The following is a 24,010-nucleotide window of genomic DNA, read 5'->3' on the forward strand; positions in this document are numbered from 1 at the left end:
GTTAAGTTTACTCAAATGTTTACTGAGAGGCAACTGCACATGCCATAACCCTGGATTATGCGCAGGATACAAAAAGGCCCGGCCAGGATTCCGAATCGGGCTTTTCTTGGGCGGTTTTTCACTGCGCAGCAACTCCGGTGTTTGCGGCAACAGATGGTCTTTTTTAGGGCTATCTGTTAAGTTGTATGTACAGAAGTAAATACAGGGATGTGTGATGCATTTTGAGTGGGATGACTCGAAGAACGCGGCCAATATCAGTAAACACGGAATAGACTTCAGAGATGCGATTGATATGTTCAATCACCCTATGCTGACAGCGATTGATGAGCGCTTTATGTACGGGGAAGAGCGATGGACAGCGATTGGGTTAATGCGTGAAATGGTTGGCGTCGTTGTCTATACGGAGAGGCGTGAGAGCGTGGTGCAGAATAATTTCTGCCCGAAAAGCGACCAGAAAAGAGGTGAAGTTATATGAGCGAAACATCTAAAACAGACTGGAAACGATTGGCCGAAATGGATGACGACGCAATCGACACCAGCGATATTTCCGAGCTGGATGATGAATTTTTTCAGAACGCCGAACTTCGCGTTCCAGCAAAGCAGCCAGTGACTCTGCGCATCGATGAAGATGTGCTGGTCTGGTTCAAGGCGCAGGGAAGAGGATATCAGACCCGAATTAATAAGCTGCTGAGACACTACATGGAGAGTCAGGTTACGAAGCGCTGATGCAACGGGGACGGATTTAAAATCCGTCCCCGACCCGCCCAAACTCCGCTCGAGGGGACGGATTTGAAATCTGTCCCGGCTTTGTCTTTTCCCTGCTTTCCGGGCTTAACCTTGCAGCAACTGCAACACCTGCTGCGGCCGCGCGTTGGCCTTTGCTAGCACCGACAAGCCTGCCTGCTGCATCACCTAAGTTCGCGCGCAGCCCCTTCCTTTTGTGCATAATAGGTGTCGAGTAAGGCCACTACTTGGGGCGGCAAACTTGCGCAGGTTTAATTAATGGCTTTCCTTGATTCTTAGGATATTGAGCGAAAGGCGCGCTAGTGTTCGTGTGGAAATTAGAGTTCTGTTTTTATCGTATCGACTGCAGTGATATGCTTAATCGATTTTAATAATACTTAAGGGCCGCGCCAATGCTGAACAACGCTACCATTCTGGTGACAGGGGGAACTGGGTCTTTTGGCCATAAATTTGTTGCCATGACGCTTGAGAAATACAGTCCTAAAAAGCTGATTGTTTTCTCCAGGGATGAGATGAAACAGTGGGAAATGGCGAAGTTATACCAAGGCGATGATCGGCTTCGGTTCTTTATTGGCGACGTTCGGGATAAAGATCGGCTTTACCGCGCGCTGGACGGGGTTGACTTCGTGGTGCACGCGGCTGCTACCAAAATTGTTCCCACCGCTGAGTACAACCCTTTTGAGAGTGTTAAGACGAATATCAACGGGGCAATGAACCTCATTGATGCGGCCATCGACAAAGGTGTGAAAAGAGTGGTCGTACTCTCCACGGACAAGGCGAGTAGCCCGATAAATCTCTATGGAGCAACCAAGCTGGCAGCTGACAAGCTGTTTGTTGCGGGCAATGCCTACTCCGGCGGTTATCAGACGGCATTTTCGGTGGTGCGTTACGGCAACGTGATGGGATCGCGCGGGTCAGTTATCCCATTTTTCATGTCCATAAGGGATAGAGGGGTTTTGCCGATAACCGACCCGCGCATGACGCGTTTTATGATTTCCCTTGAGCAAGCTGTAGAACTCGTCTGGCATACGTTTGACGACATGGTGGGTGGTGAGATTTACGTGAAGAAAATACCTTCGGTCCGCATGACCGACCTGGCTCGTGTGGTCGCACCGGAGGCTGAGCAGGAGATAATTGGTATTCGCCCAGGGGAGAAGCTTCATGAGCAGATGATCGGCGCCGAAGACTCCCACTTCACTTATGAGTATCCGGAATATTTCAAGATTTTGCCGAACCTGAATGGCTGGGGGCGCTGTAAAAAGCGGATAAAGAGTGGTCAGAGAGTGCCAGAGGGTTTTGTCTACTCCAGCGATAACAACAGCGTGTGGATGGCTGACGCAGAGCTCAGAGCCTGGATTGAAAGCAACTTTAATGATGCCGGCGCCGTGTGATGATCCCCTACGGCAAACAGGATATTTCAAAGGCGGATATTGATGCAGTATTGGAGGTGTTGTCTTCTGACTTTTTAACTCAAGGCCCAAAAGTTCCTGAGTTTGAGCGCAGCGTTGCCGGCTACGCGGGCGCAAAATATGGCATTGCGGTTAACAGCGCTACTTCTGCGCTCCATGTTGCTTGCAAGGTGCTTGACCTGGGGCCTGGTGACTGGTTTTGGACAACGCCTGTTACCTTCGTGGCTTCGGCAAACTGCGGGCTCTATTGCGGGGCTCGTGTCGATTTTGTCGATATTGATCCGATAACCTGGAATCTTTGCCCGAGAGCGTTGGAATCTAAACTTCGGAAGGCCGAAGTTGAGGGGCGCGTGCCCAAGGTTTTGGTGGTAGTGCACTTTTGCGGCCAGCCCTGTGACATGTCTGCGATTCAGGATCTGAGCCAGCGCTACGGTTTTCGCATTATTGAAGATGCATCTCACGCTATCGGGGGAAAGTATCGGAGTGAGTTTATCGGCGGTGGTTCCTTCAGTGACATCACTGTATTCAGTTTTCATCCGGTGAAAAACATTACAACCGCGGAAGGTGGAATGGCGCTGACCAACTGCGATGTTCTGGCCAGGCGCATGAGAATGCTAATTGGCCACGGCATTACTCGCGATCTGGATGTGATGACTCACGAGCCTGACGGGCCTTGGTACTATCAACAGGTAGAGCTGGGTTTTAACTATCGGATGACCGAGCTGCAGGCGGCATTGGGCATAAGCCAGATGAGTCGGCTGGCTTCGTTCATCGCGCGTCGGCATGAAATAGCACGGCATTATGACAGTTTGCTGGATGGCTTTCCGGTAATCACTCCGTGGCAACACCCTGATGACTATTCTGGCATGCATCTGTATGTAATTCGTGTGCGGTTGGATACGATCAGCAGAACCCATCGACAGGTTTTTGAGAGCATGCGGCAGCAGGGAGTTGGCGTGCAGTTGCACTACATTCCTGTTCATACGCAGCCGTATTACCGCGCGATGGGGTTCGAGCCAGAGGACTTTCCAGAGGCGATGAATTATTACCGTGAGGCTATCAGTTTACCGATTTTTCCAGGGCTGACTGACGTGCAACAGAGCCAAGTGATTGACTCTTTGCGCCAGGCGCTGGGTAGTCGGGTATGAACGCCTCAAGAAACGTCGCGGTGATTCCTGCGCGGGGCGGAAGCAAGCGTATACCCGAGAAAAATATCCGGGATTTTTGCGGCAAGCCAATGATTGCATGGTCAATTGAAGCTGCAAAAGCCAGCGGCTGCTTTGAGCTGGTTGTGGTTTCAACGGATGACGAAGACATTGCTCGTCTTGCTCGTGAATGGGGGGCTAAGGTGCCTTTCATGCGCCCGCCGGAATTATCTGACGATTACACGGGCACTTCGCCCGTAGTTCGTCACGCATTACAATGGCTGGCCGAAAATAACGTTGCAGTGGATTACGCTTGTTGTCTCTATGCCACTGCCCCTTTTGTGTCGCCTGAGGATCTGAGATTAGGGCTGAAAATGCTCCTGAAAGAGCAGTCCGACTTTGCTTTTTCCGTGACCAGTTTTGATTATCCCATTCAACGAGCCATCCGGATCAATCCGGCCGGGCGGGTGGCTATGTTTTCTCCTGAGCATGCAGGTACGCGCTCTCAAGATCTTGAAGAAGCCTGGCACGATGCCGGGCAGTTTTATTGGGGCAGTGCCCAGGCTTGGCTGGAGAAATGCTCCATGTTTGGGGAGCATTCCGTGCCTGTTAAACTGCCGCGGCATAGGGTTCAGGATATTGACACCCCGGAAGACTGGGCACGGGCAGAGTGGCTTTTTAAGACTTTAGCCGCGCAGGGCGGTCGAGTGTGAGGGTGGTTTTCCGTACTGATGCTTCATTACAGATTGGTACCGGGCATGTGATGCGCTGCCTGACTTTGGCTGATGAACTGCGCCGACGTGGGCATTTATGTGAATTTTTTTGCCGGCCTCATCAGGGCCATCTTGGCGAAGTAATTTCGACAAAGGGATTTCCAGTGCGTTGGTTACGCAACGCGGCTAATGCCTCCATTCCGGTTAACGGCCAGCTGTTGGCGTATTCACACTGGCTGGCTGCCAGTTGGCAGGCCGATGCAGAGCAAACCTTGGAGGCCTTTGAGGGCATTGCTGTTGACTGGCTGGTGGTGGATCATTATGCGCTCGACCATCAATGGGAGGCTGTCGTTGGAGTCGTTGCTTCCCACGTTATGGTTATCGATGACTTAGCAGACCGCCGCCATCATTGTGACTTGCTGCTTGACCAAAATGTACTTGGCGAGCAAAACGGTGACAAATATGCAGGCATAACCAATCAGAGTTGCAAGTATCTTCTTGGTCCTGCTTATGCGTTGCTTGGCCAAGAGTATGCCCTTATAACGGCATCTCTTCCTGATAGAGCGGACAAAGTGGCCAGGGTGTTGGTTTTTGTAGGCGGTAGCGACCCTTACCACCTCACAGAGGCTTATCTGACAGCACTTTCTGCACCTGGGTGCCGGTATCTAAGCGCTGATATTGTTCTTGGGAAAAACCACCAAAACTCAAAAAAAATCCAACAGTTGGCATCCATCCGCGGTGATACCGGTGTGTACTGCGGCTTACCCAGCCTTGCCGGTTTGATGGTGCGCGCCGACCTCATGCTCGGTGGTGGTGGCGCCACTAATTGGGAACGGTTTTGTCTGGGTTTGCCGGCGATAGTGACCAGCGTTGCGGATAATCAGGATAGCTTGAACAAGGCGCTGGCACAGCAGGGATTGATCTGTTTTTTGGGTAAGGCTGAGCACGTCACCGTCAACGATATTAGTCGGGGATTGGGGGAAATTCTGGATGACCCGACAGCCTTTGTGGCGCAGTCCCGCAGAGTGCGATCTTTTGTCGACGGTAAAGGAACCGGAAGAGTGGCCGATATGATGAATATAGAAACGGAGAGCGGGCGATGCCGGGTCTAACATGGGTACCTTTTTCAGATAACAATACTGAGCTTGTTCTGGGTTGGCGTAACAGCCCGAGAGTGCGGGCGAACATGATAGATGACTCTGTTATTTCTGCAGCCTCCCATAAAGCATTCCTGAGGGCTCTGGAAACTGATCGGAGCCGAGAGTATTTCGTTGTTTACCTGGGCAAAATGCCTGTTGCTGCACTCTCCTTCATTAGTCTTGGTCAGCCGGACGTAACCTGGGGGTGCTACATAGGCACAGAAAAAATGGTTCCGGGATTATTTGTCGCGCTGTTCATCATCGCAACAGATCACGTTTTTGCCAAACCCGAAACGTCAGCGTTATGCAGCGAAATAGTGTCTGACAATATGGCCCCGATCAAGTTCAACCGGTTTCTGGGCCTGAAGACTACGGGCAGCTACAAACGCACGGCGAGCAGTGGAAGCGAGATCGAACTGTGTTGCTATCGCCTTGAACGACCAAGGCTAGCGGAGATAAAAGCGAAGGCATTCACAGCCATGCCTAGCTCAATGAAGCTTGCTTATAAACATTGGAACACGGAGAACTGAATGCCGGTAAGAGAGTTTATCCTTGCATTGCTTCATGAAACGCTTGAAGCAACTGACTCCACTCTTGAGTGTGCTGAACTGGCAGACGACACGGTGCTCCTGAACAGCGGGCTGGATTCATTAGGGTTCGCCATTCTGGTCGCACGGCTTGAAGAAGAGCTTGGTTTTGACCCTTTTGTTGAAATGTATGAGGCCGTGTATCCGACGACCTTCGGTGAGTTTGTCGCAATTTATGAAAACCGGCGAGAGCGAAACTGATTTTGGCCCTGATCGAATTATTGGCGAGGCTTGATGGCTCCCGTGAAGTCTGGGTAGATAACAACAGATGCCGGTCAGCACGAAATGTTCGACAACAGGTTGAGTCGTGCAGAGAGGTGTTCACTTGTTTTTCGGGTTCTCGTGTCGTACTGAAGCTGGAGGAAATCACCGATGCATTGGCATGGATGATCGCTTTGGACGGCCTTGCGGCTTCGGTGCTTCTGGTTCCCTCAGCGTTAAAGGACACTGAGGAACTGGCTTTGCTTGAACAACGTTTCGGAGCTGACCTGGTTATCAATGAAAGGCAGATTTCCGAGTGGAGGAACACCATGACACCTGTGCAACAGCGCGAGGCGGGCCCGATGTTTTGGGACACCGATTGGGTGCTTGCAACTTCGGGCACAACAGGTACTCCAACGCTGGTTAGCCACAAAGGCGATGCTCTTGTTCGAACCGCAAAAACAGACCGGGATCGGGGAGCGGAATTTGTTTGGGGGCTGGTTTTCGATGCTTTTCGGTTTGCGGGGTTACAGGTAGTACTGCAGGCATTGGCAGGCGGTTCCCGGCTGGTTATTTGCGACCCGTGCGAGCCCATTCACGAGCAAGCGAGCCGGTTACGGCAATCCGGTGTAAATGCCTTGTCGGCAACGCCGACCTACTGGCGCAAGTTGCTTATGACCGGTGTGCTGAAGGGGCAACATTTCCGGCAGATCACGCTGGGTGGCGAACCTGCAGATCAGTCTATTCTGGATGCGCTCAAGGCGGCTTTCCCGGCGGCACGAATCGCCCATATCTATGCGTCGACTGAAACCGGCATCGGGTTCTCGGTGACGGATGGCTGCCTGGGGTTTCCGGTCGGCTATCTGAAGTCGACGGTTGCAGGACGATCCCTGGCGATTGGGCCTTCTGGCACGCTGCGAATTAAACCGATGTCATCGGCGCAAACCGGAGTGTTGCCTCTGGATGAGTCAGGCTTTTTCGATACCGGGGATTTAGTGGAGATCCGGGGTAACAGAGTGTGTTTTGTCGGGCGAAGCTCTGGTGTTATCAATGTTGGAGGTAGCAAGGTTATTCCGGAGCAAGTTGAAGCCGTTATTCGCAGCGTTACAGGTGTGGCTGATGCTCTGGTGAAGGCGAGAGCCAGCAGTGTGACCGGCCAGTTGGTGGTTGCAGATGTAGTGCCTCAGTCGCCGGATACTGACACGGCAGCGCTGAGAAAAACCATTCTGGCCCGCTGCAAAACCAGTCTTGAGCCATACAAAGTGCCCGCGTTGATACGATTTGTTGAGCAGATTGATGCCAATTCAGCCGGAAAAGCCAACAGGATGTAGTGGAATGGACACAGTGATGGTAACCGGCGGGACTCGTGGGCTGGGGCTTGCAATCTCAAAGCGACTGGTGGATTCCGGCTACCGGGTAGTGATTGTGGGCCGAAATAAAACGGATGCTTGCGATGAGTGGCTTGACAGTAACAGCCTGGCAAGTTTTGAGCCTTACGATTTTAACGACACAACCGGGGTCCATCAGTTTTGTCAGTCAGTCTCCAGGAACTATGGGCGTCTTTACGGGCTGGTTAACAATGCCGCTCAGGGTGTTGATGGCGTATTGGCCACCATGCATGAAACTGACATCGCAAGATCACTGCGTGTGAACGTGGAAGCGCCAATGTTGCTTACAAAGTACTTACTGCGGCCAATGCTGATCAATCAGCGGGGGCGCGTTATCAATGTTTCATCGATCATTGCGGCTACCGGCTATAAAGGGTTGTCGGTATATGGGGCAACCAAGGCGGCCCTGGAGGGGTTTACCCGATCCCTTTCTCGCGAAGTCGGTAAAGCCGGGATCACGGTCAACTGCGTGGCTCCCGGGTATATGGCAACGGACATGACATTGGGCATGGATGAGGAAAAGTTGCGGTCTATTCGCCGCAGGAGCCCCATGGGCGCGCTTGTTGGGGTCGAAGATGTTGCCAATATGGTGAACTATCTGTTGTCAGATGAGGCTCGTATGATTACCGGAACGGTGATGACGGTCGATGCCGGAAGCAGCGCCTAAATCCGAGTGCACGGGTTGGGGTTGCCAAGGTGCGTATCGGAAAACCCATAAGAAAATGAAGGATGCAATGTGAGCATTATCATCAATGGCGTTAAAATTGGCCCGGGACAACCACCGTATATAGTTGCCGAACTCTCCGCCAATCATAACGGCTCGTTAGAGCATGCGCTTGCGACCATCAGTGAGGCCAAACGTTGTGGGGCCAACGCGGTAAAACTGCAAACCTATACCGCAGACACCATGACAATCGACAGTAATCGCCACGAGTTCCTGATTCAGGGCGGCCCCTGGGAGGGTTACAAGCTATACGATTTGTACCGATGGGCGCAGACACCCTTCGAATGGCACCCTGCGTTGTTTGCACATGCCAGAAAACTGGGAATAACGATCTTCTCCACGCCGTTTGATGAATCTGCCGTAGACCTGCTGGAAAGCCTGGATGCGCCGGCATACAAGATTGCGTCCTTTGAGTTGACGGATCTTCCGTTGATTGAATACGTCGCCAGAACCGGAAAGCCAATGATCATGTCTACCGGCATGGCGTCTGAACAGGAAATTGAGGATGCAGTTGTAACCGCAAAAACAGGCGGTTGCAGTGAACTCATATTGCTGCACTGCGTCAGTAGTTATCCGGCCCCTTTTGAGCAGGCCAATCTGGCCCAGATATCGGAGCTGACCCGCCGTTTTAAAACAGTATCCGGGTTATCTGACCATACTCTGGGCACTACGGCTTCTGTAGCGGCTGTTGCACTCGGGGCGCATTTTATAGAAAAGCACTTTACTCTGAACAGAGATAATGGCGGCCCCGACAGCAGTTTTTCCATCGAACCGGATGAGTTGGAACGATTGTGTATAGAGGCGAGGAATGCCTGGCTATCGGTAGGAAAAGCAGATTATTCAAGGCAGCAATGTGAAGAGCCTAACAGGGCCTTCCGGCGTTCCATCTATTTTGTAAACGATAAGAAAGCCGGCGATAAGGTTAACGAGCCCGATGTGAAAAGAATTCGGCCGGGTTTGGGGTTGGAACCCAAGTATTTTGGCAGCCTCATTGGCCGAACGTTAAAAAAGGATGTAGATAAAGGAACGCCAACCAGCTGGGAGCATTTTGATGAGTAAGGAAGTGCTGGTTGCTGAATGTCCAGATGATGAAGGTTTGGGTTTTTCATCTTGGTGGAATGGTGTAGGTTTATTTGTTCATTTTTCCAAAACGGTTGTGGTTCATTGAGTCCGTTAGCCAGCACCCCCGTCAGGGTGTATGTAGCACCGGCGAATCCTGCTGGTCGTAACCTGGAGCGCCGGCTAACAGCAGCCGGGTATGATGTACTTGGGCTGGTCGATAACTTGAAACGTGATGAGGGCGTGATTAATTATCCAGTCCAGGCAGAAGCATATGATTTTCTGATTGTCGCAGAGGGCAGGTTTCAGTCTGATATATGCGACGGGCTTCTTGATAAAGGGTTTGAGGCTGATCGCCTTTTATTGCAAGTCTCCGGCGAATTGTCTTTCAAACGATACCGTCGGGCCGTTGGCCGAAACATTCTAATGGGGCTGAGCCAATTTTGGTGTCGCACAATCATTGCTGCGGGCCGGATACTGCCATCGACACGGGTTATCTATTATGCCGAAACATTTGTAGATACGAATGTTTTGCTAGCCTGGAGCGCCCACACTCGTGACGAACCGGGGGGCGCGGTGCTCGTGGCATTCGATATTCCGGGCGGGTTCGCCAACGATGTTCTGTGCAAAAAAAATGCGGTGGTTAATCGCCGCTATCTGGGTTTTTGGCACTTGGTGCGCGCCAGGGTGATCGTGGTCGACCATGAATACACCACCGCCCGATTTAGTGAGTTGCGTAAAACCAAACGAGTTGTGCAGCTTTGGCACGGTTTGCCATACAAAGCTTTGTCGGGTAACTCCCATTTTGAGGGTGTTTGTGATCATGCGTTTGTGTCGAGCTCCCATTGGTTTAATGAGCACATTTTTCGAACCATTTTCAGAGCGCGAGCCTATTATAACTTTGGCTATCCTCGTTGTGATGCGTTGCTACAATCTCCGGAGCAGCGCGATTGGATTGGAAGCGTCCCAAGGGCACGTTTACAGATGCTCCAGAGCAAGCTAGGGCCATTGTGGGTTTATATGCCAACCTACCGGGATAATGGCGAAAATACGCTCCCGCTGGATTTTGATAGTTTAAACCGCTTCTGTCGCGAGCATCAGCGGTCGTTGGTGCTGAAACTTCATCCCTTTTTAGTTGGTCAGCTACGTACAGGCTCAGATGCTTTGAATAGCTCTGGGGAATTGACTCCGCTAAACGGGCTTTCAAATATTTTTATCTATCCACCTGCACTAAATATCTACACTTGGCTTGCGGATGCTGAAGTATTGATTACAGATTATTCGTCTGTAGCGTTGGATTTTTTAGTACTCAGGCGGCCAATCGTCTATTTTCAGTATGACAAAGTGGATTATCACAATGTTCGAGGTGCGCCTTTGATTGACGATCAGGATTATGAAGCTGGTCGCCAGGTGGCAGACCAGTCGGAGCTCCATGCAGAGCTGCAGCGTTTAACGGTAGGTGAGCCGAAAACTGTTATGCCCCAAGATCGACTTATTGAGAAGTATGGGGTTGCACAAACAGAGGCGGTACCTCAGCTGCTCGACTACTTGAGGGGATTAAAGTGAAGATTATTATGACATATGGAACTTTTGATCTGTTCCATATCGGGCATCTCAATATGCTTGAGCGCTTGGCGGCACTGGGCGATCAGCTGATTGTTGGTGTATCGACGGACGAATTTAACCGTGGGAAAGGAAAGGAGAGTATTTTTAGCTATGAGGAGCGCTCTCGGATTGTTCAGTCCATTTCGTGCGTTGACCATGTAGTGCCCGAGACAACATGGGAGCAAAAGCGCACTGATATCCAGAGCTTTAATGTCGACCTCCTTGGTATTGGAGAGGACTGGCAAGGCAAGTTTGACCATCTCAAGGAACTTTGTGAGGTCGTCTATCTCTCTAGGACTGCGCAGATCTCAACGACCCAGCTCAAACAACGGTTGTCTGACCTCAATTCCAAAAGTATTCGGGAAATTCGAAATGGATTGGACAGCCTGCTGAATGTTGTTAAAGCTTTAGAATAAGGTCAGGCCTGAGACAGTTGCTGTGCAATCAAGTCGGCAACGCGGGCCGAGGATTGATCATCCTGGTAGTGGTGAACCAGGTTTCTAATAGTCTGTCTCTGCTCCTTGTAGGTCTGAGGTTCGTCCAGTTCGGCATGAATCGTTTGTTGCAGGCTTATTTGATCAATGCTTTTGGGGCCGGGGGCCCAGAACTCGAAGGGTTCAAGCAGAAATCCACGGGTCTCTTTGTAAATAGCTTGGTCAGAGGGTGTGAAAATAATCGGGCGATCCAGTAATAAAAAATCAAAAAATACGGACGAATAATCGGTGATTAGGACATCAGCCGCCGATAACACTTCGTAAAAGTCGAGGCCGTGCTCAAAAAGCTGAGAGTCCGTCAGTGTTGAGATGCACTGAGGCATATCTTCCAAAGGGCCGAGACCAAAGTCGGCTTCGTGATAGGGGTGGGGTTTGACAACGAGTTGTATCTGATTCTCGTCAAGAAATTCAAAAAAGCTTTCTCGATCGTAACTATTCAGCTCAAATTTTCTAAAAAAGTTCTTGACAGGGTTTTGGCCCCAATTTCATGAATTTAGGCCACACTCAACGCAAACCCATTAAGCGACGCGCAAAGCCTCCAAGAGCCCTTCACGGCCCTTTCGTTTTGTTGTCCATCCCCGGGGCGACGTCGATTTGAAAAACCCCGTCAAATCCGCGCTCAGGACGAAAAATTCGACCTGAAAAAGTCGTGCGATGATAATGAATCACTCGACGGTACTCAGACCCATGAAGATCAGTAACATTGATGTCGACGCTGCGCTGGCAAACGTCAGACAACAACTCCAAGCAGACACAACCGTCGCGCCTTCCATGCGGACGGCCATCGAGTTGCTGATTGTGCTGGTCCAGATACTGAGTGGGCGGATTAACACCCACAGTGCCAACAGCAGTAAGCCGCCGTCTCAGGATCCGAACCGCCCCAGACAGAACCGTTTGAAGAGCGGGCGTAAGCCAGGCGGGCAGCCCGGCCGCGTTGGGAAGACGTTGCAACCGGTGGTAGATCCGGATGCCATCCAGCGGGTGAAAGTGGATCGACGCACCTTACCCAAAGGCGGCGCATTTCGGGTTGTGGGCTTCGAGAAACGTCAGGTCGTTGGTGAGCTTACGGCAACATAGCGTAACTTCCTGCTGAGCTTCTGATTCAATGAATGCCTCAACCCTATCAGGAGGCAGTCATGATTCCACTAACCCCCGTCAACGATACCGTTCAGCTCCAGAGGCGGCTCGATTCGCTGGCCGCAGACTTCACGCGCTGGCGCGTGCAACGACCACACCGGCGTGCGGCCGTCCCTCCATACCTCCGGCATGATTGCCGAGCAAGGTGACGGTCCGCCCCTGGTGCTGTACCAGACATCGCTCAGCCATGCCGGTGAATTACTGGACGATGTCCTGCGCCTGCGCAGTGACGGCAGCCCGCCGCCGCTGGTGATGAGTGATGCGCTCTCATCCAACCATGTCAGCCGCACCCCGCTGCGCATCGCTCTGTGCAATGCACACGGCCGGCGCAACTTTGCGGATCTGGTGGTGCACTTTCCTGAAGAGGCGGAGGCGGTACTGACGCGTTACCAGCTGATCTGGCAACACGACACTGAAGCGACTGAGCAGCAGATGACGGCCGCGCAGCGGCTGGCCCATCACCGCAAGCACTCACTTCCGGTGATGGAATACATCCGCCGCTATGGCGCAGACCGGCTGGCTGCGAACGCGGCTGAAGCCAACAGCAGCTTTGGCCAGGCGGTCAACTACTTCAACAAGCACTTCGACGGACTCAGCGCATTCTGCCGCCATGAGGGGGCACCGCTCGACAACAACCGCATGGAGCGTGGTCTCAAGCTGCCGATCCGCAATCGCAAGAACGCCATGTTCTTCAAGAGCGCCGCCGGTGCGGCCATCGCCGATGTGATCACCTCAGTGATTGCAACCTGTGCCGCAGCCGGAATCAATCCGCTGATTTACCTGCGCAGCGTCCAGCGTCATGCCAGCGAAGCCAGGCAAAGCCCGCAGAGCTGGTTGCCGTGGACCTATCAAAGCCATAGCAGTCAAGACGTCAAGGCCGCCTGAGCACGCCATCCAGGTAGGTCTAGCACAAGCGTAGCGCGAAGTTGCGCTATGCTGCCGTAAGGTCACTACCGGTTTGCTTCGACTCTCTGATCCAGCGCCTAAGCTGATTAGCTTTGAGGTCATTATCCAAAGCAATACGGGAAACAGGCGTTCCAGAGATTTGGCTTTCAGCTACCGGCTGAGCTTTGAATTCTGGAGTGTGTTGACGGCGTTTTCGGTATGGGCGGGCTTGGCAAGGGTGATTGGTTGTGGATCACACCAATCAATTTTGGCGCTTACTGTGAAGCAGACGACTTAGTGTGGCAGAATGCCGGGATCGTGTGCGAGCCTAATAGTTGGAGATGTTGAATGGCTAAGAAAGAAAAGAAGGCGGGAAGTCCTGGTCAAGATGATGGTCAAGTCTATATGCAGCGTTTGCAGCGGAACCTCGCTTACTTTAAGCACCATCGTCCGGTACTTTACAACATGCTTGCCAACATGGATCTCCTGCGGGTAGAGCTAGTAGTTACTCCTGGAAAAGATGATGTGGATATGGTCGCAAATGGAAAATCCTGTTATCGAGGGTTGGCCAGAGAATATTCCGTAGGTGAAGCGCAACAGATGCTGCAAGAAAATGCAGGCAAAACAAAAATTATGACGTTTTCGCCATCCCGTTCCAGTTCATATTCACAAAAGAATTTTGCCTCTCATTTGCTCAGAGAGATTATCGCCAAGAGCCCCTTGTCCGCTAAAGAATTTGAAGGGTATCAACGAGGTAACTTTTTCCCGTCTCTCGTGTTTCTTGGTTGTGGTTTGGGCTACCACATTGAGGAAGTTGTAAAAAAAGCGGAAGTAATCAATGCAATTGTCGTGGAGCGTGAGCCCGAAAAATTTGCGGTTAGTTTATATACCGTTGACTGGGAGGAAATTTGTAAGAGATTTAGGAAAACTGGCAGAACCCTGACTTTCGCGATAGGTAAAGCTGATTCTGAATCTGAAATTCGGGCTCTTGTTCACACCAATATGGCAAAGGATGTGCCCTTTTATCCTTTCTTTTCTATCTATTATAACCACTTGGCTGATGTGGAGTTGGCGAAAGGCGTACTCGCCGCGAGTAAGGATCTTACTGTTATTACTACCAACTGGAGTAATTATGACAACGAGCTGATGAGGCTAGTTAATACGACTCACAACGCGAGATCGGGAATGAGGTATTTGGCGAATACCGGCAGAAAATTTATTCAGCTGCCGGTAGCTGTTGTTGGCAGTGGCCCTTCCATTGATGACCGAATTGATTCGCTAAAAAGAATGCGCGAAAAAATATTTGTTGTTAGTGCTGGTACTGGCTTAAGGCCGCTTTTGGCTGCCGGGATTACACCGGATCTTCACGTTGAGTTGGATCCCAGCTATATTGTCTACCAACTACATCGTGAGCTTCCAAGTGATATTCTGAAATCTATTCCCTTGTTGGCTGTGAGCGAAGTGAATCCTTTTGTGCGTGATTTATTCAAAAGCGTCACCTACTTTTTTAAGTCCGATAACATGCTTCCCGAACTAGCAATTCCGAAAGCCGATGCATTTGCGGGATGCAATCCGACGGTGACAAATGCAGCAGTAGCAATTAGCGAAGCTCTTGGCTTTCGAAAGATTTATCTTTTTGGAACGGATTATGGGTTCAAGGACGCAGACTATCATCATGCTCGCCAGTCCGTTTGGGGTGAAGAGTACGCAGCGCCTATTAAGCAATTGGAAGACCGTATAGACGCGGGGAGGCGTGGTTCCAGGCCCATTTTTGAAGTTGAAGGAGTTGAAGGGCGGCCGATTTTAACCAGGAACGACTATTACACTGCCAAGCGTTCATTAGAAGATTTTTTAGGTTCAGTCATGCGCTCGTCGGCCTCGGGCTTACAAATATACAATTGTGCGAATGGGGCGGTGATTGATAATACAGAGTGGCTTTCAGCTGCGCGGTTTGAAAGCGATGTATCTGAGGTTGAAGATCAGGTTCTGATGGCAGATGACTTGTTTCGGAGTCACGTGAAGGAGTTGGCCAGCGGGATTCTCGATATACCGATAGTCAGAGTCCACGAGGAGCTTAAGCGAGTGTGTTCCGCGCACGCACGCACCTTGGGAAAAGCAGCAATACACGGCAGGAAGGATCTATGCTTGTTAGTCAATCAGCTCCGCCTCAAGGCGGTTACTGTTGAGTTAGATTCCGGAGCTCAGGGTGTTCGCCCCGAACAACTTTACTGTGCGCAGTTGCTCAAAGGCACTGTTTTGCATTTTCTTGCGGTCGGCCTGTGTCACGGTATGGCTTGTCAAGATGATGAAGTGCAAGATTTTGTGAATATTTGGAAGGCTCATTTTTCAGAACTTCTGGAAGAGCTGCCCTCCCACTTCGAAAAAGTGATGTTGAGTGGGCGCTCGGTCGAGAGTGATCCATGGGTTAGACGCTTTATCATCGATGACGATCCAGAGTTTGAGTGACTGTCATCCATTTTTTTGCGGGTCGCGGGTGATGGTTACGTTTTGTTACAAGAGTGATGTGATTTATTCTAAAGATCTGAATCGAGGTGCCGTTAAGTGAATTAACAGGGCGAGGCACCCCAGCAGATTTACACGGGAGCCACGTCTTAACTAAAGAAACGTAAAGGTTTAAGGAGAAGTATCATGGCCCTCGGAATTAATACTAACGTAGCCTCCCTCAGTGCTCAAAACCAGTTGTCTCGTTCCCAGAATATGAACGATCAAGCGTTGGAGCGTCTGTCCTCAGGCTTACGGATCAACTCAGCCAAGGACGATGCCGCTGGTCTGGCTATCTCTACACGATTCGATACGCAAATTCGCGGGTTGACCGTTGCTCAGCGTAACGCCAATGACGGCATCTCGATGGCACAGACCGCTGAGGGTGGCTTGGACGAAACTGTTAACAACTTGCAGCGTATCCGTGAATTGGCTGTTCAGGCTGCAAATGGTTCTATTACCTCGGATGATAGAGAGCTACTTCAAGATGAAGTAGGTGCGCGAATTTCTGAAATCACACGAATCAGTGAAGAGACCACTTTCAACAACCAGAAGGTTCTTGATGGCACTCTTGGAAGCTCTGTTTCATTCCAGGTTGGTTATAAGAAGGACCAGACGATTGATGTGAACTTCGCATCAAATATGTCGTCTTCCGGGCTTGGTGCTTCAGGTGCTAAAGTCAGCGCTATAGACATTTCAACCGCCACTGGAGCTATCGCAGCGCTTGGCGTTCTAGATGGCGCCCTCGGAGAAGTCAATGAGTTTCGCTCTGAATTGGGTGCGGTACAGAATCGCTTTGAGAGCACAATTAACAATTTGTCGACAAATATTTTAAACGCAAGTGCTGCAAACGGTCGGATTCTCGACGCAGACTTCGCTGCTGAATCTGCTAAGCTGGCTAAGTCTAATGTGTTGCAGCAGGCAGGTATCTCAGTACTGGCGCAGGCCAATGCTCGCCCCAACCAAGTTCTGTCTCTCCTGCAGTAATAAGGGTAGCAAGGTGGCTGTCGGCTGTCCTTTAGGGGGGCCGACTTCGCGTTGCCAGAGAAGAGTGAGGTGAATAATGAATGACATTAATCTGAGCGGCACGGGTTTTAAACTGTTGCCTTTCGATAGTTTTTCATCATCATCGGAAAACGCGTCATCTCGGAACGAAGGCAACCGTGTTTCTACTCAGGTAGGGGCTTCATCGGTGGATCAGAAGCTGCACTCCCAATTGCTTGATGTTCAGAAATTTTCTGAGCTTGAGAAAGTTGGAGCGCAGTCTGTCGAGCGGGTTGGGCTGCTAAGCGATGCGGTATTGCAGTTGAATGATTATGTTCAGTCTGTTAGCAGGGATCTTCAGTTTGAGGTGAATAGTGAGATGGGGCAAACCATTGTGAGAGTGGTTGATCAAAAAACCCAGGAAGTTATTCGCCAAATTCCTGATGAGGTCGCTTTGAAGTTGGCAGAGAATTTGCTTCAAGATGAACCGTTGACGTTATTCAGTTTAAAAGTTTAATGGTTGCCACTTTAGAGCCATCGCCGATTGGAAAATATTCAGCGCCGTTGTACCGTAAAAAGTTCGGCGGCGTTGTTTGTTAAAGGTTTCAGGATGCTTCACCCGTCGCAACACTAAAGTTTTAAAGAGAGCGGCAAGGTTTTGCCGCTATTGGCCGTCAAACTAATCACAGCAATGTAAAAGCCTTTTGAGGAGGCAAAACCATGGCAGCAATTTCATCTTTAGGGGCCGGTTCGGGCATTTTCACCAACGATTTGGTGAATAAGCTCGTTGATGCGGAACGTGCGCCAACTGAAATGCGCCTCGATCGGCGGGAATCCGAAACTCAGGCAGAGATTTCTGCTTATGGCAGGATTCGTAGTGCTCTTGAATCTTTGCGATCCCCCATGGAAGCGTTGAGTCGGCCTGACAGTATGAGCGCTTTTGTTGCCTCATCTTCTAACGAAGCTATACTGGATGTTGATGTTGAGTCCTCACAGGCCAGCCGGGGTAACTACAGTCTTGATGTGAAGCAGCTGGCCCAGGCGCAGTCTTTGGCTTCAAGTGAGTTTGTGGATAGGGACACTACTCAATTGGGTGCTGGTACGCTCACTCTCAATGTGGGCGGCAATACCACCAATATTGTTATCGATGAATCCAATAATACCCTTGAGGGAATTGCGGATGCCATTAATGGGGCAAAGGCGGGGGTGTCAGCAGGTATCGTAGATACCGGTAACGGATATCGATTAGTGATGTCTTCGGATGAATCTGGTTCCGCCAATGAGGCCTCGATTTCTGCTGCGGACAGCGATGGTAACAATACTGACTCGAGTGGCTTGTCGCAATTTGTCTTCGACGACGCGGTTTCCAATATGAAAGAGACCGTCCCTGCCCAGAATGCGATCCTGGACGTTAACGGTATTGAGGTGACCCGTTCAAGTAATACTGTAGACGGGGTTGTCGATGGTGTCGCATTTAATCTCAAAGATACCGGCGTTTCTGTCGTCAAAATCACGCAAGACGCTGCTGAAGTAGCTGGTCGGGTACAGGCATTTGTTGACAGATTCAATGCGCTCCAAGATCAAATAAAGAGTGTTTCTGGATTCAATTTGGGCTCCGAGCAAGGTGGGGTTTTAAGTGGGGATTCAGCAATTCGTGGCATTCAGAATGACTTACGTCAGATGTTGACTTCGGTGCCGCCAGGCTTGGAAAGCTCCCCAGTTCGGATGTTGGCAGATATCGGTATTAAGACGGAGGTAAGTACGGGCAAATTGGAATTTGATGAAATTAAATTTCAGGAGCAGCTCGAAGCGAATCCTGACGCCATGACTGCGCTGTTTGCCGAATCAGAAGCTGGTGACGGTATAGCGCGTCAGATGGTGGATTCGGTTGAGACATTTCTAGCCGGTGGTGGAGCGTTGGCCATTCGCACCGAAGGCCTTAGTAAGACTCTTCAGCGTATTGAGGATGATCGCATTGACCTGGGTGATCGAATTGCTAGCTATGAAGAGAGGCTAATTAAACAGTTCTCTGCAGCAGATCAAGTGATCTCCCGGATTCAAAGCACTGGCAGTTACGTGCAGCAGCAACTTGCGGCTTTGATGCCGCAGCGCAGCGGTGACAATTAAGCGCTATGGTTTAATGAGTTCTCTTGGTTAAATGATCAAGAATATCGTAAAAAGAGGCACATCATGAATGGTTTACAAGCGTATCAACGTATCAACACCCAAACCAGCATCATCGATGCTGATCCTCACCGGTTGATTCAGCTGTTATACAGCGGTGCTTTAGAGCGTATCAACATGGCCAAAGCTCGTATGCAGGCAAAAGATTATGCGGGTAAAGGTAAGCTGATTAATAAAGCCATTGAAATAATCGGTGGGCTGCGGAGCTTTCTGGACTTTGAAAAAGGCGGCGACCTGTCCGCTAGTCTGGAAAGTTTGTACGACTATATGGAGCGCACCTTGTTAGAGGCCAGCGCACGCAACGATGTAGCTAAACTGGACGAAGTGGCGGACTTGCTGCGCGCAGTAAAAGAAGGCTGGGACGGCATTCGCGGCGAAGTCATGGCCCAAGCCCAAGCCCAAGCCCAAGCCCAAGCTGTATAAGGCCTAATAGCCAAGGCACCCTTGCTGCCGTACAATGTGTCGCTTAAATTCGATACATCCATAGTATTGTGTGTGGAGCAAGGGCATGTCTGATATTAACAAAGTAGTACTGGCCTATTCCGGGGGCCTGGATACCTCGGTTATCGTGCGGTGGCTGCAAGACACTTACGGCTGTGAAGTGGTTACCTTTACCGCCGACATCGGTCAGGGCGAGGAAGTAGAACCGGCGCGGTTAAAAGCCAAAGCGCTGGGCGTAAAAGAAATATACGTTGAAGACCTGCGCGAAGAATTTGTGCGTGACTATGTTTTCCCCATGTTCCGCGCCAACACGGTTTATGAAGGCGAGTACCTGCTGGGTACCTCTATCGCCCGCCCTTTGATTGCCAAGCGCCTGATTGAGATCGCCAACTCTACCGGCGCTGACGCCATTTCCCACGGCGCAACCGGTAAGGGTAATGACCAGGTTCGTTTCGAGCTGGGCGCTTATGCCCTGAAGCCCGGCGTGAAAGTGATCGCGCCCTGGCGTGAGTGGGATTTGAATTCCCGCGAAAAACTGCTGGCCTACTGCGCCGAACGCGACATTCCGGTCGACATGAAAAAGGGCAAATCGCCTTATTCCATGGACGCTAACCTGCTGCACATCTCCTACGAAGGCATGAACCTGGAAGATCCCTGGTGCGAAGCCGAGGACGACATGTGGCGCTGGAGTGTTTCGCCACAAGAAGCGCCGAATACCCCGACCTACATTGAAATCACCTACGCCAAAGGCGACATTGTTGCGGTAGACGGCCAGGCTATGAAAGCCCACGAAGTGCTGGCGCACCTGAACAAGGTTGGCGGCGACAACGGCATTGGCCGCTTGGACATCGTAGAGAACCGTTATGTGGGCATGAAGTCCCGCGGCTGCTACGAAACCCCGGGTGGCACCATTATGCTGCGCGCTCACCGCGCCATTGAGTCCCTGACTCTGGACCGCGAAGTAGCGCACCTGAAAGACAGCCTGATGCCGCGCTACGCCGAGGTAATCTACAACGGTTACTGGTGGTCGCCAGAGCGCGAAGCTCTGCAGGCGCTGATTGACCAGACTCAAACCTACGTCAACGGCACCGTGCGCCTGAAATTGTACAAAGGCAACGTAGACGTAGTGGGCCGCAAGTCAGACGATTCCTTGTTTGACGAGAAGATTGCCACCTTTGAAGAAGACGAAGGCGCTTACGATCAAAAAGACGCCGAAGGCTTTATCAAGCTGAATGCTCTGCGCTTGCGCATTGCCGCCAGCAAAGGTCGCAAGCTGTAAGTTTCAGTTGGCGACTGGAAGATAGCGCGATACTTCCGGGCCGGCTCTGCCGGCCCGGTTGTTCCGGCCGGAATTTTTACTTTAATTTGCCCGAACTCTTCGAGGAATTTTGACTTCCGTTGTGTGATACTAATTCAAAGCAACTGAGCTAGCGGGAGGCATGATGGAAAGCCGGGTTCAGCAGTTGATTAAAAAGCTTGAGCATCTTCCGTCGGGTCGCTTGTCGGAGGTGGAAGACTTTATTGATTTTTTAAGCCAGAAAGATCGAGAACATCACATGCGCAAGGACTTCGCGCAAGGGGCAGAGGCTCCTTTCCAGAAGGTATGGGATAATGACGATGATTCAGTCTACGACAAGTTATGAATTTGGGAATGTCGTTCTTGTTGGCTTTCCCTTTACCAATCTTAAGACGACCAAAAAGCGCCCCGCAGTCATTCTCAGCTCCACTTCCTATCAGGCTTACCGCCCCGATGTTATATTGCTGGCGATAACCAGCCGGATTAAGGATCCCCTGACTTATGGCGAAGCTATGATTGCTGACTGGGGGCAGGCAGGTTTAATCAAACCGTCATTATTCAAACCCCTGATAGCGACAGTCGATCAAGTGATTGTTCTTAAAAAGCTGGGCACGCTCAGTGCTGGTGATCAACTAAGGCTTAAAAAGCTGGTGCAGAATGTTCTAGACCTTGTCTGAGGTGTAATTCGCACCGCGTTGCCTATTGCAGTCCGTTGTCAGGTGCGGGGAGAGCCTTGTCTTGGTATGCTTGCCCACCATTATTTTACGTTGTGGGTATACCCGCCTCAGATTTTGGAGAATAACGATTATGCCTTCTTTTGATATTGTTTCTGAAATCGATATGCACGAAGTAACCAACGCGGTTGACCAAACCAAGCGCGATCTTGGCAATCGTTGGGACTTCAAAAATGTAGACGCCGATGTAGAGCTGGACGACAAGGGCATTACCATCAGCGCCCCGCAAGAATTCCAGTTGGAGCAGCTGCTGGACATGCTGCGTATGGCTTTCGCCAAGCGCAATATTGACGGCCGCGCGCTGTCGGAAAACGGCGACAGCAAAGCCGGCAAGCTGGTGAAGCAGCACCTGGAGCTAAAACAGGGCCTTGAAACCGATATGGCCAAAAAGATCGTGAAACTGATCAAAGACCAAAAGATGAAGGTTCAGTCCAGTATTCAGGGCGACAAAGTGCGGGTAACCGGCAAGAAGCGTGATGACCTGCAAGAAGCCATGGCCATGCTGCGCGAAGCCGAGCTGGACGTGCCCCTGCAATTTAACAACTTCCGCGAATAAGGCGGCTTATCATTTCTGTTGAACCCCGGCGGGCCGCCTGGCGGGAAACCCTGCGCGTTTATTCCCGCTGGCAGGTGGTTGCCCTGTTGTTTCTGGGGTTCTCGGCTGGCCTGCCATTCTTGCTGGTTTTCTCAACGCTGAACGCCCGCCTGGCGGACGTGGGCGTGGAAACCGCCACCATCGGCTTTTTCAGCTGGCTGGGTATTACGTATTCCATAAAAGTGTTCTGGGCGCCGGTGGTCGACCGCTTGAAATTGCCCATTCTGGATAAGTGGCTGGGCAAGCGCCGCAGCTGGATGTTGCTGGCCCAGGTAGGCATAGCCGCTGGCCTGTATCTGATGGCCCACACCGATGCCACTAGCGCACCTGAAATGATGGCCCTGTGTGGCTTGCTGGTGGCTTTCTCGTCCGCCACTCAAGATGTGGCTATAGACGCCTACCGTATTGAAATCGCTGAACAACGCTTGCAAGCCGCGCTGGCTGCCACTTACATATTCGGCTACCGGCTGGCGTTACTGGTAGCTGGCGCCGGCGCTTTGTATCTGGCGGAATTCTGGTCCTGGCAGGTGTCTTACGAGGTGATGGCGGCGCTGGTGGGCGTAGGCATGGCGACGGTTCTGATCGTGCGTGAGCCGAGCGTCAATCACTTTAAAGCCGCGCAGGATATTGCCGAAAAAATTCAGCTGCAGGCCGCACATCATTCCCATCTTTCGCCATGCCTGGCCAGGTTCGCAAGCTGGTTTTACGTGGCGATTGCCGGGCCGTTTGTGGATTTCTTCCAACGTTATCGCGAGCTGGCGGTGGCCATACTTCTGCTGGTGGCGGTATACCGTATTTCCGACATCGCTATGGGCGTGATGGCCAATCCGTTTTATTTAACCTTTATGGGCTTCAGCAAAACCGAGGTTGCGGACGTTACAAAGATCTTTGGATTTTTCATGACCATAGGCGGCTCGCTGCTGGGTGGTCTACTGGTAATTCGTTACGGCGTGCGGCGTATATTGCTGCTGGGCGCCATTATGACGGCGCTGACCAACCTGCTGTTTGTGGTGCTGGCACAATATCCACCGAATCTTGCAACGCTTGCCGTTGTGGTCAGCGCCGATAACTTAAGCGGCGGCATCGCCAACGTGGCGTTGATTGCCTGGTTGTCCAGCATGACCAGCGCTTCCTTCACGGCTACCCAATACGCGCTGTTCAGTTCGTTGATGACATTACCCGGCAAGTTTTTGGGCGGTTTCTCCGGCATGGTTGTGGCCAACTACGGCTACGCGGAGTTCTTCCTGGTGGCGGGATTGCTGGGCGTGCCGGCCATCGTGCTGACCATGATAATGATGCGACATGGTAAGCGCCTGGATGCGCTGGCGCCGGACAACTCTGGCAGCGAGGATGCGCCTGCGAGTGACACGGCAAGGGAGTAGGCTAAGGAGTAGCGCTATGAAGGGTAGTTCTGTGAAAAGTAAGACAATAAAGCCTGACAGCGTTGCAGAGCCCAACAAAGACCAGAAAATCTGGTTGGTAGTGCTGGCAATACCGGCGGGCAAGGTGGCAAGTTATGGCCAGGTTGCCGCCATGGCAGGCCTGGGTCGGCAAGCTCGTTACATAGGCCGAGCCCTGGGCAAGCTTCCACAAGGCCACAGCGTGCCCTGGTATCGCGTAATTCGCAGTAACGGCCAGATCGCCTTTGCGCCAGGCTCAGAGACCTATCAGGAACAGGTCAACCGCTTACGGGAAGAAGGCGTCTACGTGGTTAACGGGCGTGTTTCGATGTCGCGATTTGGTTGGTTATAAGAGCTTGCCATGCACGCGAATATTCCGTTCATTTTCATCACGCAGCTCCTCAAACGTCGGGAACGGCGATTTATCTCGAATAACCAGCTCTTTGCCCAGGTAATCGAGTATTTTCATGACTTTGCGGATGCCGATGTCGCCTGATCGGTTATTTTCAAGAGCGTTAATGGTGGCGCGGGAAATATCGAGGTGGTTTGCCAGCGTTTGCTGGGATACGCCGTTTTGCTGGCGCAGTGTTGAGAGGGTTTGCCCTAAGCTTTGATAGTCCACAATGCACCTCGGCTGGCTAAT

26 protein-coding genes and 3 pseudogenes are annotated in these 24,010 nt (G+C 51.4%); 26 read left to right on the plus strand and 3 right to left on the minus strand.

Annotated elements, in window-relative coordinates; translation table 11 throughout:
- The first annotated feature begins 214 nt into the window (after positions 1–214).
- The 13 genes and pseudogenes from ATI45_RS21050 (at position 215) to ATI45_RS21110 (ending at position 11,130) form a co-directional block, all read left to right on the plus strand.
- Positions 215–488 (plus strand): annotated as a pseudogene (locus ATI45_RS21050) (BrnT family toxin).
- A complete protein-coding gene (locus ATI45_RS21055; protein ID WP_098421490.1) occupies positions 472–726 on the plus strand; it encodes a BrnA antitoxin family protein in 255 nt (84 codons plus the stop codon). Before ATI45_RS21050 ends, ATI45_RS21055 begins: the two are co-directional and overlap by 17 nt.
- Positions 727–1,136: 410 nt before the next feature.
- Positions 1,137–2,135 (plus strand): UDP-N-acetylglucosamine 4,6-dehydratase (inverting), encoded by a 999-nt coding sequence (gene pseB / locus ATI45_RS21060; RefSeq protein WP_098421491.1) that lies wholly within the window; start codon positions 1,137–1,139, stop codon positions 2,133–2,135.
- Positions 2,135–3,301, plus strand: coding sequence for a UDP-4-amino-4,6-dideoxy-N-acetyl-beta-L-altrosamine transaminase (gene pseC / locus ATI45_RS21065; RefSeq protein ID WP_098421492.1), 1,167 nt, complete (start codon positions 2,135–2,137; stop codon positions 3,299–3,301). The genes pseB and pseC overlap by 1 nt, the downstream gene beginning before the upstream one ends.
- Positions 3,298–4,011, plus strand: a complete 714-nt coding sequence (gene pseF, locus ATI45_RS21070; protein WP_098421493.1) for a pseudaminic acid cytidylyltransferase — start codon at positions 3,298–3,300, stop codon at positions 4,009–4,011. The genes pseC and pseF overlap by 4 nt, the downstream gene beginning before the upstream one ends.
- 2 nt (positions 4,012–4,013) lie before the next feature.
- Positions 4,014–5,123, plus strand: coding sequence for a UDP-2,4-diacetamido-2,4,6-trideoxy-beta-L-altropyranose hydrolase (gene pseG, locus ATI45_RS21075; protein ID WP_228736069.1), 1,110 nt, complete (start codon positions 4,014–4,016; stop codon positions 5,121–5,123).
- A 74-nt stretch (positions 5,124–5,197) separates the two neighbouring features.
- Entirely contained in the window at positions 5,198–5,680 is a 483-nt protein-coding gene (locus tag ATI45_RS21080; protein ID WP_143751198.1) for a hypothetical protein, read from the plus strand.
- On the plus strand, positions 5,681–5,938 hold the full coding sequence (locus ATI45_RS21085) for an acyl carrier protein (protein ID WP_098421496.1): 258 nt from the start codon (positions 5,681–5,683) through the stop codon (positions 5,936–5,938).
- A gap of 185 nt (positions 5,939–6,123) precedes the next feature.
- Entirely contained in the window at positions 6,124–7,269 is a 1,146-nt protein-coding gene (locus tag ATI45_RS21090; RefSeq protein WP_098421497.1) for an ANL family adenylate-forming protein, read from the plus strand.
- A 4-nt stretch (positions 7,270–7,273) separates the two neighbouring features.
- Complete coding sequence (locus ATI45_RS21095) at positions 7,274–7,993, plus strand: SDR family NAD(P)-dependent oxidoreductase (RefSeq protein ID WP_098421498.1); 720 nt, start codon at positions 7,274–7,276, stop codon at positions 7,991–7,993.
- Between the two features lie 69 nt (positions 7,994–8,062).
- Positions 8,063–9,109: a pseudaminic acid synthase gene (gene pseI / locus ATI45_RS21100; RefSeq protein ID WP_098421499.1), complete on the plus strand. Its 1,047-nt coding sequence runs from the start codon at positions 8,063–8,065 to the stop codon at positions 9,107–9,109.
- A gap of 135 nt (positions 9,110–9,244) precedes the next feature.
- Positions 9,245–10,675, plus strand: coding sequence for a CDP-glycerol glycerophosphotransferase family protein (locus ATI45_RS21105; protein WP_098421500.1), 1,431 nt, complete (start codon positions 9,245–9,247; stop codon positions 10,673–10,675).
- Positions 10,672–11,130 carry an adenylyltransferase/cytidyltransferase family protein gene (locus tag ATI45_RS21110; protein WP_098421501.1) on the plus strand — a complete coding sequence of 153 codons (459 nt, stop codon included), beginning with the start codon at positions 10,672–10,674 and terminating at the stop codon, positions 11,128–11,130. Before ATI45_RS21105 ends, ATI45_RS21110 begins: the two co-directional genes overlap by 4 nt.
- 2 nt (positions 11,131–11,132) lie before the next feature.
- Here ATI45_RS21110 and ATI45_RS21115 read toward each other — a convergent pair whose 3' ends face one another.
- Entirely contained in the window at positions 11,133–11,648 is a 516-nt protein-coding gene (locus ATI45_RS21115; protein ID WP_098421502.1) for a CDP-glycerol glycerophosphotransferase family protein, read from the minus strand.
- Between the two features lie 247 nt (positions 11,649–11,895).
- On the opposite strand from ATI45_RS21115, the pseudogene ATI45_RS21120 reads away from it, so the two are divergent.
- Positions 11,896–12,264, plus strand: a pseudogene (locus tag ATI45_RS21120) (DUF6444 domain-containing protein); the annotation flags it as partial.
- A gap of 183 nt (positions 12,265–12,447) precedes the next feature.
- On the plus strand, positions 12,448–13,230 hold the full coding sequence (locus ATI45_RS21125; RefSeq protein ID WP_143751200.1) for an IS66 family transposase: 783 nt from the start codon (positions 12,448–12,450) through the stop codon (positions 13,228–13,230).
- Between the two features lie 46 nt (positions 13,231–13,276).
- Here ATI45_RS21125 and ATI45_RS23400 read toward each other — a convergent pair.
- A pseudogene (locus ATI45_RS23400) lies at positions 13,277–13,435 on the minus strand (transposase); the annotation flags it as partial.
- A 143-nt stretch (positions 13,436–13,578) separates the two neighbouring features.
- Between ATI45_RS23400 and ATI45_RS21135 the strand changes: the two are divergent.
- From ATI45_RS21135 to ATI45_RS21185, 11 genes are all read left to right on the plus strand, one after another.
- A complete protein-coding gene (locus ATI45_RS21135) occupies positions 13,579–15,696 on the plus strand; it encodes a 6-hydroxymethylpterin diphosphokinase MptE-like protein (protein WP_098421505.1) in 2,118 nt (705 codons plus the stop codon).
- Between the two features lie 183 nt (positions 15,697–15,879).
- Positions 15,880–16,719: a flagellin domain-containing protein gene (locus tag ATI45_RS21140; protein ID WP_098421506.1), complete on the plus strand. Its 840-nt coding sequence runs from the start codon at positions 15,880–15,882 to the stop codon at positions 16,717–16,719.
- Positions 16,720–16,795: 76 nt separating this feature from the next.
- The gene (locus tag ATI45_RS21145; RefSeq protein WP_098421507.1) at positions 16,796–17,233 is read left to right on the plus strand and encodes a flagellar protein FlaG; all 438 of its coding nucleotides are present in this window, start codon (positions 16,796–16,798) and stop codon (positions 17,231–17,233) included.
- 203 nt (positions 17,234–17,436) lie between these two features.
- The gene (fliD, locus tag ATI45_RS21150) at positions 17,437–18,843 is read left to right on the plus strand and encodes a flagellar filament capping protein FliD (protein ID WP_098421508.1); all 1,407 of its coding nucleotides are present in this window, start codon (positions 17,437–17,439) and stop codon (positions 18,841–18,843) included.
- 63 nt (positions 18,844–18,906) lie between these two features.
- Positions 18,907–19,323: a flagellar export chaperone FliS gene (fliS, locus tag ATI45_RS21155; RefSeq protein ID WP_098421509.1), complete on the plus strand. Its 417-nt coding sequence runs from the start codon at positions 18,907–18,909 to the stop codon at positions 19,321–19,323.
- A gap of 85 nt (positions 19,324–19,408) precedes the next feature.
- The gene (locus ATI45_RS21160) at positions 19,409–20,620 is read left to right on the plus strand and encodes an argininosuccinate synthase (RefSeq protein WP_098421510.1); all 1,212 of its coding nucleotides are present in this window, start codon (positions 19,409–19,411) and stop codon (positions 20,618–20,620) included.
- A 160-nt stretch (positions 20,621–20,780) separates the two neighbouring features.
- Positions 20,781–20,984 (plus strand): DUF2281 domain-containing protein, encoded by a 204-nt coding sequence (locus ATI45_RS21165; RefSeq protein ID WP_218926168.1) that lies wholly within the window; start codon positions 20,781–20,783, stop codon positions 20,982–20,984.
- Complete coding sequence (locus ATI45_RS21170) at positions 20,953–21,315, plus strand: type II toxin-antitoxin system PemK/MazF family toxin (RefSeq protein WP_218925862.1); 363 nt, start codon at positions 20,953–20,955, stop codon at positions 21,313–21,315. The genes ATI45_RS21165 and ATI45_RS21170 overlap by 32 nt, the downstream gene beginning before the upstream one ends.
- A gap of 130 nt (positions 21,316–21,445) precedes the next feature.
- Positions 21,446–21,928 (plus strand): YajQ family cyclic di-GMP-binding protein, encoded by a 483-nt coding sequence (locus ATI45_RS21175; protein ID WP_098421512.1) that lies wholly within the window; start codon positions 21,446–21,448, stop codon positions 21,926–21,928.
- A 74-nt stretch (positions 21,929–22,002) separates the two neighbouring features.
- A complete protein-coding gene (locus ATI45_RS21180; protein WP_179888440.1) occupies positions 22,003–23,349 on the plus strand; it encodes an AmpG family muropeptide MFS transporter in 1,347 nt (448 codons plus the stop codon).
- Positions 23,350–23,365: 16 nt separating this feature from the next.
- Complete coding sequence (locus tag ATI45_RS21185) at positions 23,366–23,719, plus strand: MGMT family protein (RefSeq protein ID WP_098421513.1); 354 nt, start codon at positions 23,366–23,368, stop codon at positions 23,717–23,719.
- Here the strand turns inward: ATI45_RS21185 and ATI45_RS21190 are convergent.
- Positions 23,714–23,989 (minus strand): helix-turn-helix domain-containing protein, encoded by a 276-nt coding sequence (locus tag ATI45_RS21190; RefSeq protein WP_098421514.1) that lies wholly within the window; start codon positions 23,987–23,989, stop codon positions 23,714–23,716. The two genes, ATI45_RS21185 and ATI45_RS21190, sit on opposite strands and share 6 nt — an antisense overlap.
- Between the last annotated feature and the right edge of the window lie 21 nt (positions 23,990–24,010).

Source organism: Marinobacter sp. LV10MA510-1, from assembly GCF_002563885.1.
GTDB lineage: Bacteria > Pseudomonadota > Gammaproteobacteria > Pseudomonadales > Oleiphilaceae > Marinobacter.